Source organism: Edaphobacter dinghuensis, assembly GCF_014640335.1.
Classification (GTDB): Bacteria; Acidobacteriota; Terriglobia; order Terriglobales; family Acidobacteriaceae; genus Edaphobacter; species Edaphobacter dinghuensis.
In genome coordinates, this window is sequence record NZ_BMGT01000003.1 from 594,545 (window position 1) to 608,737 (window position 14,193).

Below are 14,193 nucleotides of genomic sequence, written 5' to 3' on the forward strand. Positions count from 1 at the left end.
GAAGTTATGATGCGATATTTGATGCAAAATACTTCGTTCTCGTTGATTGTAGACGGGATGGAGGCGGTTCGCCGCCTAAAATGTACTGAAAAATCTTGAAGCAATATGAAAAGACATGAGATGCCAAAACCGCCCCGTTGGTCACACGAAAGTAGAAAAAGACCCCAATTTTCTTTGGGGTCTTTTGTAATCCGGCGTCAAGACGTCTGCAAAGGTGGCAGGACGGTCTGTTACTTCCACATAAAGTAGAAGCCGGGGGAGTGGTTCAGTAGCTGCCCGGGATTGGTGAACAGGTCGTCGGCATCTCCACTGAGCAGTGCCAGCAGGCCGCCTTTGTTCTTTGGCGGGCGCACGATGCTCGGCTCCCCGGAGATTCCCACGCTGCGCGCGGTGTCGATCAGGGCAGTGCGGAAGCCTCCTACCTTATCGATCAGGCCGAGCGGAAGCGCTTGTTCACCGGTCCAGACTTGGCCCGTAGCAAGCGGCTTGATCTTATCGTCCGTGGTGTGCCGTCCGGTGGCGACGTCGTGGATGAACTGTCCATACATATTGTCGACCAGCGACTGAAAGTAGGCCTGCTCCTTCGGTGTGGCGTCGCGGCTAGGGTCGCCTGCGTCCTTGAGTTCTCCGGCGTGGATGACGACGCTCTTCAACTTGGCCCAGTGCATCAGGTCGCCGTAGTTGGTCCACTCCATAATGACGCCGATGGAGCCGACGACCGAGGCATCATTGGCATAGATCTTGTCGCAGCCGCTGGCGATGTAATAGGCGCCTGACGCGCCCACCGACTCGACCGAGGCGATGATCTTCTTGTGGTTCTCCTGCCGAACGCGAAGTACCTCGTGATAGATCTCCTGCGAGGCGGCCGCGCCCCCGCCGGGAGAGTTGATATGCAGGATGATTGCCTTAACTGAGGAGTCTTCACCGAACTTGCGGAGCTGGGTGTTGATATCGTCCGGCGACAGGATGACGCCATTAATGTCGATGACGGCGATGTGGCTTCCGCCTCCCAGGTCGAGTCCGGCTGTTCCCGTCGCCGAACGTACCGTCATCCACACCATAAAGGTAAACAGCAGAACGGCGGCAGCCACCGAACCCGCAATGATGCCAATGTAGAACCACGGCGAGCGCCTCCGCGGAGCAACATATGGCATGGGATAGCCCTGATAGGGAGGGGAGTAGGGCTGCGGAGGAGCAGCAGTATAGGAAGGTGGAGGAGGCGGTGGCGGTGGTACGAAATCTTCCGGCATGGTGAGGAGTGTAGCAAAGACAACCCAACCGTAGCGTATGGGGCAAATTTTGCTCCCATAATTAGGGTTAGCTGCGTCTAAAAATATGTTTGTGCGTCTAAATATTGCAGTATGATGAACGACGGTAGTTTTGATTGTTACCGCTGATTCTTTGCATGTTCTAAATTCCCGGTTTGGTCGAAAGTTCGGTAGTCTGATGTCGCATCCCCAGCTAAGTATTGTTATTCCGGCGTTTAACGAGGGAGCGCGCATCGAGGCGGCTCTCGAACGAGTGACTTCGTGTATCGCGGCGCGAGGGTGGGACGCTGAGATTCTGGTCGTCGATGACGGTTCGAAAGACAATACAGCGGCGATTGTGCAGCTCTGGATGCAAGATAATCCACGCCTTCATCTGATTCAGAATCCCGGAAACAAGGGCAAGGGCTACTCTGTACGCAACGGTTTGCTGCAGGCCGCCGGCGAAATTGTGATGTTTACCGATGCCGATCTGTCCGCTCCCATGGAGGAGGCGGAACGCCTGATCGCTGCTCTGGCCGCCGGGGCCGATGTGGCGATTGGTTCGCGCTGGATGGACAGGACGCGACAAACAATTCATCAGCCGCTTTATCGCCAGTTCTTCGGACGATGTTTCAACTGGGTCACGCGCGCTGTGATGGGCCTTCCTTTTAAGGACACGCAGTGCGGCTTTAAAGCCTTCCGGCGTTCTGCCGCGCAGACGATCTTCCGCCTGCAGACCATTGAGCGCTGGGGCTTCGATCCTGAGATTCTTTTCATCGCCCGCAAGTTGAAGTATGTCGTTCGCGAGGTGCCCGTCACCTGGGGACACGACGAGCGTAGCCGTATGAGCTATCTGAAAGATGGCCTCAAGATGCTTGAGGATATGGCGAAGATTCGTGCCAATTCGCTGGCTGGACGATACGACGAGGCGATCGCTGCGATGAAGGACACCAGCACGATGGTCACCGCTCCGGTAGAGCATGTCACCAAGGTGAGCGCCGAGGTCCGTTAGGAAGGCTTTTCGGATTCCTGCTGCACTCTCTCTATTTCTACAATCTTCTGTCTTCGGCTGCCATTTTGGCGGTTCTGCGCGTTTCTGTATGCCCGGTGACGCGAAGGTTGTATGGGCTGTCCGGATTGTGGGACAGACGGTTGGTTCCTCTCTTGCTACCGTGATAATTGGATACTGATCCGCTTGTATCGCTCCTTTTGCATGTTGAACGCCTTGATCCCTTCCATCTTTAACAAAATATAAGGAGCTGTATGCGTCTTCAGATCTCCCGTCGTGGGATCGCCGTGGCACTTGGATTTGGAGTAAGTCTTGTTCTAGCAGGTTGCGGAGCAGGGGGAGTGGCACCGGGAGGTACAGGAGCTACAGGCTCCGGTTCGACGACTGGTTCAAGTTCTGGTTCAAACTCCAGTTCAGGATCTGGATCGACCTCCGGCACAGGGACAGGATCTACGTCAGGCTCAGGTTCTAACTCAGGCTCCGGTTCGAGCGGTGGTAGCTCGAGCATCGTGCTCACAGGTCTGGTGCATAGCGGCCAACAGCCCATCTCCGGATCTTCGGTTGATCTCTATGTGGCAGGCACATCAGGCTACGGTACCGGCTCGGTATCTCTTCTCAGCGGATCGGTGACTACAGGCAGCGACGGAAGATTCACCATGTCGGGCAGCTTAAGCTGTCCGTCTGCTAATTCACAGGTCTATGTTGTGGCGACAGGCGGCGATGCAGGCGCAGGCGATAACAACAGTACGGTTTTGATGGCGGCACTGGGCAATTGCAGCGACCTCGGTAGCGATGTCGTGGCCGATGTGAGTGAGATCTCGTCAATGGCTGCGGTTTATGCGTTGTCTCCATTTATGACGCCGGGAACCGCGGCGGTTGGGACCAGCAGCACGAACATCAACGGACTTGTGAACGCATTTTCCACGGTCAACAACCTAGTTGATCCCGCGCAGGGAACGGCCCGCACGACTACTCCTGCCGGAAACGGCGTTGTGCCGCAGACGAGGATCAACGCGCTCGCCAACATCATGGCGGCTTGCGTCGTTACCAAGGGCGACGGAGCTTGTTCGCAGCTTTTCTCGCTGGCCACGCCGCCGGGCGGAACGACGCCAACGGATACGCTGTCGGCGATGCTCGATATTGCGCTCAACCCCGGAAATAACGTTGCACAACTCTCTGCGGTGCAGTCTGCCACGAAAGTCTTTCAGCCTGCGCTTGCTGGTGCGCCTTCCGATTGGACGCTCAGCATCGAGTACACCGGCGGCGGACTTAATCTCCCGCAGCTTCTGGCCGTCGACGGCTCGGGCAATATCTGGGTCCCGAACTCGGCAGGGTTTCCCGGAGTTCTCAGCGAATTCAGTCCCGTGGGAGCGCCGCTCTCCGGAGCCAATGGTTTTACGGGCGGCGGCCTCAATGAGCCTTTCGCTGTCGCTGTGGATACGTCCGGCAATATCTGGAGCGCCAACTATGCAGGTGGTGTAAGCGAGCATACCTCGGCGGGTGTTCCACTCTCAGGGACCTTGGGTTTCACCTATTCTGGTTTGGTCAATCCGGTAGCCCTGGCCATCGACACGGTGGGAGATGTCTTTACTGCGAACTCCAACAACACCGTTACCAAGCTGAACCCCAGTGGAACGCCGGTAGCGCAGATTACTGGTGGACTCAACAACCCTTACGCTGTCGCCATCGATACAGCGCAGAACGTATGGGTGGCCAACTACGGAGCAAACAGCATCTCGAAGTTCAACAACGCAGGCGCTCCTTTCAGCGCCTCCGGTTATACCGGAGGGATGTCGCAGCCTTCGGGGATTGCCATCGACAGGAACGGCAATGCCTGGGTGGCGAACTTCAACAGAGCCTCTGTCTCCGAACTTAGCAGCACGGGAGTGCTGCTCTCGGGCAGTAGCGGCTATGCGACCTCTGCTCCTGCCAGTTCGGTGGCTATCGATGGCGACAATACGGTCTGGACTGCCAACACGGACGGCTCCATCAGTCGCCTGTCGGCATCGGGAGGCAGTATCTCGCCGCTCAAGACGGGCTATGTCTCACCCGCAGCGACCGCCGAGGTGGGCATTGCGCTCGATGCTTCGGGGAATGTCTGGACCACGGACGACACTCTTGGAGCCGGAAACGGCAGCATCTTCGAGTACATTGGCGCGGGCGCGCCGACGGTGACGCCGTTGCAGTTCGCGGTCAAAAACAAGACAATCGGCAGACGGCCTTAGGCGGCTTCTCCGCGAGAGAGCATCATGGCACAATACCTTATTGGCCGGGGGTGCTCTCTCTTTGCTGCGATCTGCGCTGATTGCTCTATCTCAAAATAAGAGCTTGCGAGCTTTCTCTGAGCGTTCCGCGCTGGGACGCAGGCTCTCCGGAAGATTTATCGCCGGGATGGCAATCAGCGACGCGCTGGCCGCTTGCCAACATGTTAATCGTGAGGGCATCGCCGTCAGTCTCGACTCGCTGGGAGAAAGTGTAACCACCGAGTCCGAAGCCCGCGCCTCTGCCGCCATCTACCACCAGCTACTCGACGCTATCCATGAGGGCGGATTGAACGCCAACGTCAGCGTCAAGCTCTCGCAGATGGGCATGGACTTCGATCCGGCCCTGGCCGAGCGCGTCGTCGGCGAGATCGTCGAGCGTGCCGACACTGCTGGCTCCTTCGTCCGCATCGACATGGAATCGTCTGCTTATACCGAGGCCACCATCGCTATCACCGAGCGGTTGGCGGCCCGTTATCCCGGGAGCGTGGGCACGGTGTTGCAGGCGTACCTCTACCGTACTGCCGAAGACGTGGAGCGTCTGCTGGGGCAGGGAATTCGTATTCGACTTTGCAAGGGTGCCTACAAAGAAGGGCCAGCCGTCGCCTTTCCGACGAAGGCTGAGGTAGATGCCAATTATGTTCGATTGATGAAGCGCATGGTCACCTACTCGCGAGAGGGCAAGGGCGTCTTCTGCGGAATCGCAACCCACGACGAGGCCATCATCGAGGAACTGCTTGCCTTCGTTCGCACCAGCAAAGTGCCGCAGAGCGCCTTTGAGTTTCAAATGCTTTACGGGATACGGCGTGACCTGCAACGTCAGTTGGCCGAAGACGGATTCGGCGTCCGTGTCTATATTCCCTTCGGCCCGGAGTGGTACCCCTACTTCATGCGGCGGCTGGCGGAACGCCCCGCCAATCTTCTCTTCCTTCTCCAGAACTTCTTCAGAACTTGAAATCTTCTCTCTCGGATTTTTTCCAAGGAAGACCTCAAAACATCAGCAAACAGCGTGTCAAGTCCCAAAGCTATCTAACTCAAACAAAATAAAACCAATAGCCTTTGCAGGTGAGTTTCTCCCAATTCTCTACAATTTGTTTGTCATTCCCGAAGGGAATCTGCGTTTACTCGAATCACCCAAGCAGTAGATATTCGCGGTAAACCATTCATAAACAGTGATTTACCATCAAGTCTTTTTGAATGAAGACTTTGCAAAATATCCCTTTTATTTTGAAGACTTTAGCGGGGCATAAATATACTTGGCTAACCCAAGGGGGTTATTTGTTTCCGTCTTTCGACCCACGACCAAACACGTACCCTAATGCTGATGTGGCTGCGGCAAGGGATAGATGGGCTTCTGATGCCCAGAAATCTGTCTTGCCCGTTCGGTATGCAACAAACCAGAGTCCTATCGCTGTTCCAAATCCAAGGACGATCATTACAAACGCAATGACGATTGCTGCATGGGACTCGCTGCCGAAAACTTTCCCAAACCATCCCAATTCAGCGTGCAATCTGTTCAGTGCATGTTGGTTTGCAAGCTCTAAGCGCCTCGTTTCTTCTGCGGTACTCAGAGCCGAGTCAAGGTTGGATGATGGGATTTCAACGGGGGGAACTTCAGGTGTTTTATCCGCAGCAACTACGGCACTGAGGGCTTCGTCTCTTTCAGATGCCATATAGATTTTGAAGCCGGAATGTGGCCACTTGCTCCGAGACGGCGAAGATCCTAGCGATGCTGGAAACTGGAAGAGACTTATACTCGTCCACCATTTGCTTCGGCATCAGCAGATTGGCTGCAAATACATTTGCCTCAGTCTCACGCCTGTCCTTGCTTTGACGCTTGGGATCACGCCAGAGTACTTTATAGGCTTCCGACTTCGCCCACTCAGCGTGCATTATCCGGTGACCGAGTTCATGGGCGACGGTAAAAGTTTGGCGAACGCCAGCCTCATCCGCATTTACGAGAATCTGATCCTCAGAAGGATCATATAATCCAGCAACTCCTTCGCTCTCGCCACTAAAGTGGACGAAGCTAACCCGCACTCCAATATCATGCGCGATTTCCACAGGGTTGACAGGAGGTTGATAGACGCCGGACTCGTTCAAAAGACGAATAGCTTCACGTTCGGCAAGACGATAATCAGGCTTGATTAGCTTGGTTTCGAACATGTCCACTCCTCCTCCTGCGGGATCAATCTACTAGTTGTATGTTAGCACGTCAATAACATTGCAGCCAAGTTTTCCACAGGCTCGCCATGCAGGCGAAAGGTGAATTAAAAGCGAATAAAATAAGTACTTGACTAACCCATTGCTTGACCTTATTCTGGGTTAGTCAAGGTGAACGAAATGGAAATGCCGAAAACCCTAATCGAAGCCATCAAATACTTCTCTGATGAACAGACCTGCATCAATGCGGTTGCGTCCCTCCGCTGGCAGGATGGAAGCCCGATCTGCCCAAAATGCAATGCGACTCAAGAGAAACGCAATCACTACTGGCTGGCCACTCAGAAGCGTTGGAAATGCCATGCTTGCCGTAAGCAGTTTAGTGTCAAGGTTGGAACGATCTTTGAAGATAGCCCAATTGAGTTGAGCAAATGGATGTGTGCTCTCTGGCTGCTCGTCAATTGCAGGAACGGTGTCAGCTCGTATGAAGTTGCACGTGATCTGGATATCACGCAGAAGAGTGCTTGGTTTGTCCTACAGCGTCTGCGGTTCATCCTAAAAGACGTGACGATGGAGAAGATGGGAGCTTCCGGTACGCCTGTCCAGATGGACGAATCCTTTCTCGGAGGCAAGCCGAAGAACATGCACAAAAGTCGTCGGCTCAAACTGAAGTTGGGCATGAACGGATATGCAGAAAAAACGGCAGTATTTGGGATGATCGAGACTGGCACTCGTCAGGTTCGCGCTCAGGTCGTTCCCAACGTTAAACGGGTAACTCTACAGAAGGCTATTCTCGATAATGTTGGATTTGGTTCCACGATTCATACCGACCAGTGGCCCGGTTACGATGGCCTAGCGGCGCAGGATTTCGTTCACGCGACTGTGAATCACATGGAAGAGTATGTAACCGCTGGTGGCGTACACACTCAGGCTATTGAGAATTTCTGGAGCCTTCTAAAGCGGGGATTGAATGGCACGTACGTAGCAGTAGAGCCGATGCACTTAGATCGCTATCTGGATGAACAGATGTTTCGCTTCAACAATCGCATCGGACACAACGATGGAAGTCGCTTCATCAAAGCTCTATCGCAGGTAGTAAACCGTCGCCTTACCTATGCTGAGTTGACGGGTAAGGAGGCAGGCTCAGAAGCCTAAACACGGCCCTTTGCGGGGCCATAGACGAATCGAGTATGAAGAGAAGGCTTCGTTGCTTTGGAAGCCTGGATTGCGGCGCGGGAGGAAACCGCGTCAGCCGTAGCGATCTTTGACAGCGCATCTGTGAATGTCTGAGATTCCCGTGGTGGCAGCCCCGAGTTTTTCTTAGACGAACCTGACGTTGATGACATATAACTGTCCTCTCGGCCTTTGCCGACGGATGGCCTACCTGAAGTGTATCAAAGAGGGCTAGTCATGACTAAGCAAGGCGAAAACACGGCATTCACGCTCGTATTCCGCAAGGGACTCGCGGAGCGGAACCGTCTCCCGATTGAGCAGGTCATAAAAACCTTGCAGGAGTTTCAGGAGATGATTCGAGAAGTGGGACGTCAAGTTCAACGCCGCAATGGCGTTGAGAATGCTGATGGAGACTTCGGCATTGAACTGCTTGCTTCCACCACAGGACTTGTGTTCCGGAAAGGAAGCGTTAAAGCTAATGCCGCTGCTACTCGCGATCTAGCTAACGCCCAAGAAACATTGAGCCTCATCTACAGCAACGTTCGCTCCTACTCTAAACCCGTAGTTACACAAATGGAGCCAACGGATGCTGTCATTGCTAGGCGAATGTACAAAATTGGCGAACTGCAACGCGAGGCGAAAACAGAACTTGCGGTGGTGGTAAAAATACACGAGCAGCGAACGAAGACAGCCACTCTCACCGAAAAGGCTCTGGTTAACCTGGAAACCGTGAATGCGCCTCAGATGCGTGTGGGCGGCATTACGCTCTATGGGAGGTTAAGACAACTCAATGATCGAAGCAGAGAAGAAGAGGGTGGCAAATATTTCTGGGGAGAATTGCACACTGATTCGCATGAGAAGTGGCGGTTGCGTTTCCTGAGTAACGACGTAGGTACAATCACACGGATGTTCCGTAGTCAGGTAGTCCTAACCGGAAACGCCACATACTTTGGCGCTCAGAGTCCGCGTCTGGATGTAGCTACTATTTTTCCTGATCCTCAACGCAATTATTTGGACGCGTTCGCTGAATTGAGCGCGGCTGGAGATGCTATGTTCGGCGATGCAGATTCCAGCGATCTACTAAAGGAGCTGCACGGGTAATCATGCCAAGACCTGTTTACTTCGACACGAGTGTTTTTCTTGAAATATTCGCTAAAACCGGCAGCCACAAACAGTCGATTTTCAATCTTCTTGCTGAACTCCACGAAAACAAGGTTGTGATCTATACCTCAATTCTCACAGTGCAAGAGGCAAGCGTTCTCACCTATCGACGGGGTCAGATTGTCCATAATAATCATGCACTTATCAATAAGATGGCCCGCATATGGGGGATTGATAGGCAGATTGCTCTTACAACGGCCAAACATGAAGCAGACATAAGGGACATGTTCAAAGGTGCGAATGATGAAGAGGAAATGAAGCACCGTAGACGATGGGACTGTTTCCATATAGCTACGGCTCAGGTGCGAGAATGCACCCACTTGTATACGACAGACAGCGGGATGATGAAGCGTAAGAAGCAACTATCTATCCCGGATTTAGAGATAGTTTATCCCAAGCCAAATACGCCCACCTTGAACTTTCCCCCTCCCGGCCCAATTCTAATAAAGCCTTCTCCGTCAGCCTGATACGGGCGTGGTTAGTCAAGTATATTTATGCCTTTAGCGGTATAGATAGGGAGGGGGTAGGTTATCGCGGCGGTGGGGGCGGTAACAACGGTTCGACATCGAGCAACTGTTGGAGCGTACCGCGCTCCTGATCGGAGAACTGTCCGCGGAAGCGGTCTGAATTGAGCGTGGCCTGACGCTGAGCAGGAGGCATCTCTCGCAGATCGCGGAAGGCGCGCGCGACCATGCGGCGGCGGTCCATCGGAAGTGCGCCAAGTTGCTGCATGGCTCCACGAACCTGCTGCCGTTGTGGCGGACTGAGACGCTCAATGGCTTCATTGTGCTCAATCATGCGGCGACGCTGATCGGGAGGCATGCCGTTGAGCTGGGTCAACCGGTCACGCAGATGCTGCTGGGTCTGCGGCGGAAGCTGGCGAAAGCCGGGCTCGTTTTCAAGGGCGCGCTGCTGCTGGGCAAGCGGCATGTTGCTGTGGCGATTCATCCACTGCTCCAGATGCTCCTGGTTTTGTCCTCTTTGTCCTTGGTTGGGGAATGCGCGCATCTCCCGCTGCCCACCGCCGCCGCCAAATCCGCGACGCCCACCACCGGGTGGTCCCGCGAAGGCCGCAGAGCAGCTTGCGAGCACCAGAACAGCCAGTGCTGACTGGAGCACACGTCGGAATTTGGCCGAGAGCAGCATGGGTCTTAAGGTTGCAGCGTTGATGGACTGGTGAAACAACATTTTATTCTGAAACGGATATGGCTAATGTATCTCCCTCATAGTAAATAGCTGCTAACTGCTAGGAAGGGCACCGGAGTTGTCGTTGCTGGAGTTGTCATCCTGTAAAAGCAGATTCATCGTCTGCAAGGCTTGGTCGTTCTTGTCGAGGATCTGAAGATCATTCACAGTGGCAGAGACCTGCGCCTTGGCCGGATGCGGGAAGCCGGAGAGATCGGCGAAGGTTCCGCCGGCGATCAAAAAGGCTACGGCAAGGGCTCCGGCAACTGCCGGGCGGAACTGTCGGCCAGTGTTGAACAGGAGGCGGCTTCGCATCCGCTCAAACCACCCTGCAGCGGGCAGCTCCTGCTCTTCGCGCAGGCGAACCGCCAGCTTCTGGTCAAAATAAGGAGAGGGCTCCGGCGCCTGCCAGCTATCGAGCAGGGCAAAGGTAGCCTCCAAAGATTGGAACTCCTGATTGCAGGTAGAGCAGGACTTCAAATGCTCGCGAGCAGCAGCATTGCCCGGTGCAGCCGGGTTGAGCAGAAGTTCCGGGAGAGCGGATTGGCAATCGTGGCAGATCATGGTGATCCTTTCCGGGTGTTGCTTTTGTTGAACGCGTCGAATAAGTGCCATGCGCGTCTGTTGGTTCAAATAAACGACTTCAGTTTGTCCCGCAATGTTTGGTACGCGCGGAAGAGTAGAGATTTTGTGGCCGACTCGCTCAGCTTGAGCACGTCGCCGATCTGTTTGTAGTCCATGCCTTCGTACTTGTGCATAAGAACGGCCATGCGCTGCCGTTCCGGGAGTGCCATTACGTGTTGGCGAATAGCGTTAAGCCGTTCCTGGCGGAGCAGGTTGGTCTCGGCTCCGGGAGTGCTGTCGGCCACATCGGGCGTCATTCCGGTTTCGCCGTCGGTCTCATCCAGATAGACCATGGAGGCGGTCCGCTCATGCCGCGTATCGCGGGCATGGTTGACGCCGAGATTGGTGGCGATTCGGTAGAGCCATGTGCTGAACCGGGCTTCGGCGCGGTAGGTCTCGCGTGAGCGGTAGACCCGGAGAAAGACCTCCTGGGCAAGCTCCTCTGCGATGGCCTGGTTATGGACCATGCGGTACATGAAATGAATGATCGGCTTGCGATATTTCTGGATAAGAAAGTCGAAACCGGCCATATTGCCGTCGCGGAGCGCCAACATGATGGCGGCATCGTCCATCTGACCGAAGTCGCCTATTGCGGGATGAGATTCCACCGCCTGGAGATTTTCAAGAAGCCTCGGACTGATTGCCAGCGTAGCCATATCGTCCTTAACCCCATCTTCGCCCGCGGGTTGCGCTTCTTCGTCAAATTCCGGTAAACTCTCGCCCTTCTTGCCCGAAGCAGAAGGTGCCACAGAACCGGAAGCGCCGTGCTGGGGTGGGATAGCGGGCATGATGCTTGGTTATTTTACCGCTGTAGTAGGGGGATGGGGAGAGGAGAAAGCGGCTATCTGGCTGACCGGCACAACAGATGATATTCTTGATAAACAGGTTCGCAGGAAGGACTTTTGGTGCTTCCAGTGCGAACGGGCGCATAACTCAGCGGTAGAGTTCCACCTTCACAGGGTGGAAAAGTACAACGTAAGGCTTTTAGAATCAATGTCTGTTGGAATTGGCTTCAAAGTAGTTTCAAAGTGTCGAAGGCCCGTCAACCAGATTATTTGCACGGTCGCTTAGCTCAGTCGGTTAGAGCGCCTGCTTCACACGCAGGAGGTCGTAGGTTCGAGTCCTACAGCGACCACCATTCCAGCACATCTTGTAGACATCACGGGTGCAACTTCCCCGTTCTGCGTTGCCAGTCCTGAAAAGCCTCTCACTCTATAGGCAAGGGGCTGGAAGTATTGCGCTGTGGAATTACGCGTGCAATTTTGTGGATATTGCTATGGGATGGTCAGGATGTGCTGGATGTCCATGGTGCGTTGAACTTTTTAGTTCTCCTGGGCTACCTGCTTTGAAGGGCTGCTAACGCAGCCCTTTTCATTTGAACAGGAAACTTCAATGTACATTCTTTACGCGGAAGAGTCGGGAAGTATTGTCAATATTGGAGAACAATACTTCGTTCTTGCGGGAGACCATTGCTGAAAAGCACGGATAAAGGCATATTGTTTATTGAATTTCAGATTTTAAACCGCTTTGCGAGCGGTCACGATTTGTAGCCAGATTTTTCTGAAAGGAGAAAGCTTGTTTCGCTCGGCTACTCGAAATCTGCGCCTCTCTCTCCTTATTTGCTTCGGTCTGACCGCAGTTGAAGCTACGGCCTTGTCCCTTACCCGACATAGCGTTGTGGCTGGCTGGATGGTGGATTTTTTCTTTCTCATTCTGACTCGAGCCCTGCTGACTACAGCTTACGTATGGCGGGCGATGAAAGCGGTATCCCTTCGAACGCATTGGACCCTTATTGGAAGTGGAATGCTTCTGGAGGTGATTGCGCTTTCGATGGAGGCTTGGCTTTTTTACAACTCCACTGTCCTGCACAACTCCCTGAATGTCGCTTCTGATTACGCTAACCTGATGCTTTCGTTCGGTACGGGTGTTCCGATTATTATCCTACTCGCCTTGCCAAGTAGCGGGAAACAATACTCCAGAGCCTTTTTCTGGATTGATATGGTGCAAGCGATCCTTTGGGGATATATCGTCTATCTAAAACTATTCGGTGTCATTCCATTTACCCATACAGCCATTCATCCAGCATCGAACGAAACACAGATTATCTTCAATGTGACCACTAGCGTGGCCATGATTATCGTTGCATTTTTCCGTTTCACCAGTGCCACAACAATCGATGAGAAGAATTTCTTCCGATTCTTAACAATTTTTCTTGTTATTAGTGATGGAATGCTAAATCTGCATGATATTGTGGCAGGCGGATTTACGACAGCATCTTATTATGACCTTCTCGGAACAATCCCAATTCTTATTTCAGTCATGCTGGTGCTGGCATTGCCGTATGAGACGCCTGAAGGTTCAATACCAAAACCGCCGGGAAAAATTGCAGAGATCTTGAATATAGGCTGTCCCTCCCTTCTTACGCTTATGCTCATGGGCGCCGGTGTTGACGCCATGACGCGTTTCTTCAACTTTGGATTAGGAGTGGTTGCGATTGGGTTCACGCTCTATCTCATTCGTTCTGTCATCATCCAGCGTAATCTTGAACGATCCGAGCGATCCCTCAAAGAAGCTCGCGACGAGCTTGAAGCCATTTCATTAACCGATGCACTCACTGGCGTCGCCAATCGACGCTGCTTTGACGACACTTTCGTTGCAGAGTGGAGCCGTGCTGTACGCACGAGAAACCCACTCTCATTGCTAATCATGGATATCGATCACTTCAAACATCTGAATGACACTCAGGGTCATCAGGCGGGGGACGACTGCATCGCCATGGTTGCCAAAGCGATTCACGGCTGTTTGCCACGTAGTGGCGATCTTCTTGCGCGATACGGAGGCGAGGAGTTCTGCGTAATTCTTCCCACAACGGACTCCACGGGTGCACAAATTGTTTCCACCAAGATGTGCGAGACAGTTATCAGCCTTGCGATTCCCAACGAAACATCCGTCGGTCCGCATGTCAGCATCAGCGTTGGTATTGCCACATGCTATTTCCCCACACACCTGACCTCGCATCAATTGCTTGAGGCGGCGGACAAAGCACTTTATCGCGCCAAGAAAAATGGAAGAAATCGAGTTGAAGTTGCACTTACCTCTGTTTTGCTCTGAGCTAAAACATCTTTACAGGTTTGCTTAATCTCCTATCGAGGAACCTGCAATGCATGTTGCTACATAAGTTTCATTGCAAAGCTCTTGCGGAAAACTCCAAAGATAGGCGAAGACGGCTGGTCGAAGCACTTCAAGAAAATCTGACTTTTGGCAGATTGCTATGTAGTTGCAGAATTTGTATCGTGCTGCCGAGCCAGTATTGGTTCCTTGTCTCCATCAATAGGTGCATCTATGAAGCGATCTCACGATTCGCCTTATAAAT

General features: G+C 53.4%; 13 protein-coding genes and 1 tRNA gene. 8 read left to right on the forward strand and 6 right to left on the reverse strand.

The features are described 5' to 3' along the window. Positions 1-230 precede the first annotated feature (230 nt). Complete coding sequence (gene sppA, locus IEW09_RS14445; protein WP_188554899.1) at positions 231-1,250, reverse strand: signal peptide peptidase SppA; 1,020 nt, start codon at positions 1,248-1,250, stop codon at positions 231-233. A gap of 196 nt (positions 1,251-1,446) precedes the next feature. On the opposite strand from sppA, the gene IEW09_RS14450 reads away from it, so the two are divergent. The 3 genes from IEW09_RS14450 (at position 1,447) to IEW09_RS14460 (ending at position 5,472) form a co-directional block, all read left to right on the forward strand. Next, positions 1,447-2,259, forward strand: a complete 813-nt coding sequence (locus IEW09_RS14450; RefSeq protein ID WP_188554900.1) for a dolichyl-phosphate beta-glucosyltransferase — start codon at positions 1,447-1,449, stop codon at positions 2,257-2,259. 251 nt (positions 2,260-2,510) lie between these two features. After that, complete coding sequence (locus IEW09_RS14455; protein ID WP_188554901.1) at positions 2,511-4,481, forward strand: NHL repeat-containing protein; 1,971 nt, start codon at positions 2,511-2,513, stop codon at positions 4,479-4,481. Between the two features lie 103 nt (positions 4,482-4,584). Beyond that, positions 4,585-5,472, forward strand: a complete 888-nt coding sequence (locus IEW09_RS14460) for a proline dehydrogenase family protein (RefSeq protein ID WP_317890866.1) — start codon at positions 4,585-4,587, stop codon at positions 5,470-5,472. Positions 5,473-5,791: 319 nt separating this feature from the next. Here the strand turns inward: IEW09_RS14460 and IEW09_RS14465 are convergent, their stop codons facing one another. Then, the gene (locus IEW09_RS14465; RefSeq protein WP_188554902.1) at positions 5,792-6,190 is read right to left on the reverse strand and encodes a hypothetical protein; all 399 of its coding nucleotides are present in this window, start codon (positions 6,188-6,190) and stop codon (positions 5,792-5,794) included. Further along, positions 6,180-6,683, reverse strand: coding sequence for an ImmA/IrrE family metallo-endopeptidase (locus tag IEW09_RS14470; RefSeq protein WP_188554903.1), 504 nt, complete (start codon positions 6,681-6,683; stop codon positions 6,180-6,182). The genes IEW09_RS14465 and IEW09_RS14470 overlap by 11 nt, the downstream gene beginning before the upstream one ends. A 177-nt stretch (positions 6,684-6,860) precedes the next feature. Here IEW09_RS14470 and IEW09_RS14475 point away from each other — a divergent pair, with 177 nt between their 5' ends. The 3 genes from IEW09_RS14475 to IEW09_RS14485 all read left to right on the forward strand — a co-directional run bounded on the left by IEW09_RS14475 (position 6,861) and on the right by IEW09_RS14485 (position 9,478). Then, positions 6,861-7,832 (forward strand): IS1595 family transposase, encoded by a 972-nt coding sequence (locus IEW09_RS14475; protein WP_188554904.1) that lies wholly within the window; start codon positions 6,861-6,863, stop codon positions 7,830-7,832. A gap of 255 nt (positions 7,833-8,087) precedes the next feature. Continuing rightward, positions 8,088-8,951, forward strand: coding sequence for a hypothetical protein (locus IEW09_RS14480; RefSeq protein WP_188554905.1), 864 nt, complete (start codon positions 8,088-8,090; stop codon positions 8,949-8,951). Positions 8,952-8,953: 2 nt separating this feature from the next. Then, entirely contained in the window at positions 8,954-9,478 is a 525-nt protein-coding gene (locus tag IEW09_RS14485) for a type II toxin-antitoxin system VapC family toxin (protein ID WP_188554906.1), read from the forward strand. Positions 9,479-9,539: 61 nt separating this feature from the next. On the opposite strand, the gene IEW09_RS14490 is transcribed toward IEW09_RS14485, so the two are convergent. The 3 genes from IEW09_RS14490 to IEW09_RS14500 all read right to left on the reverse strand — a co-directional run bounded on the left by IEW09_RS14490 (position 9,540) and on the right by IEW09_RS14500 (position 11,608). Further along, positions 9,540-10,157 (reverse strand): DUF3106 domain-containing protein, encoded by a 618-nt coding sequence (locus IEW09_RS14490; RefSeq protein ID WP_188554907.1) that lies wholly within the window; start codon positions 10,155-10,157, stop codon positions 9,540-9,542. Between the two features lie 93 nt (positions 10,158-10,250). Further along, complete coding sequence (locus IEW09_RS14495; RefSeq protein ID WP_188554908.1) at positions 10,251-10,760, reverse strand: hypothetical protein; 510 nt, start codon at positions 10,758-10,760, stop codon at positions 10,251-10,253. A gap of 65 nt (positions 10,761-10,825) precedes the next feature. Further along, a complete protein-coding gene (locus IEW09_RS14500; RefSeq protein WP_188554909.1) occupies positions 10,826-11,608 on the reverse strand; it encodes an RNA polymerase sigma factor in 783 nt (260 codons plus the stop codon). A 273-nt stretch (positions 11,609-11,881) separates the two neighbouring features. On the opposite strand from IEW09_RS14500, the gene IEW09_RS14505 reads away from it, so the two are divergent. After that, positions 11,882-11,958, forward strand: a tRNA-Val gene (locus tag IEW09_RS14505). Between the two features lie 437 nt (positions 11,959-12,395). Beyond that, the gene (locus IEW09_RS14510; protein WP_188554910.1) at positions 12,396-13,931 is read left to right on the forward strand and encodes a GGDEF domain-containing protein; all 1,536 of its coding nucleotides are present in this window, start codon (positions 12,396-12,398) and stop codon (positions 13,929-13,931) included. The last annotated feature ends 262 nt before the right edge of the window (positions 13,932-14,193 follow it).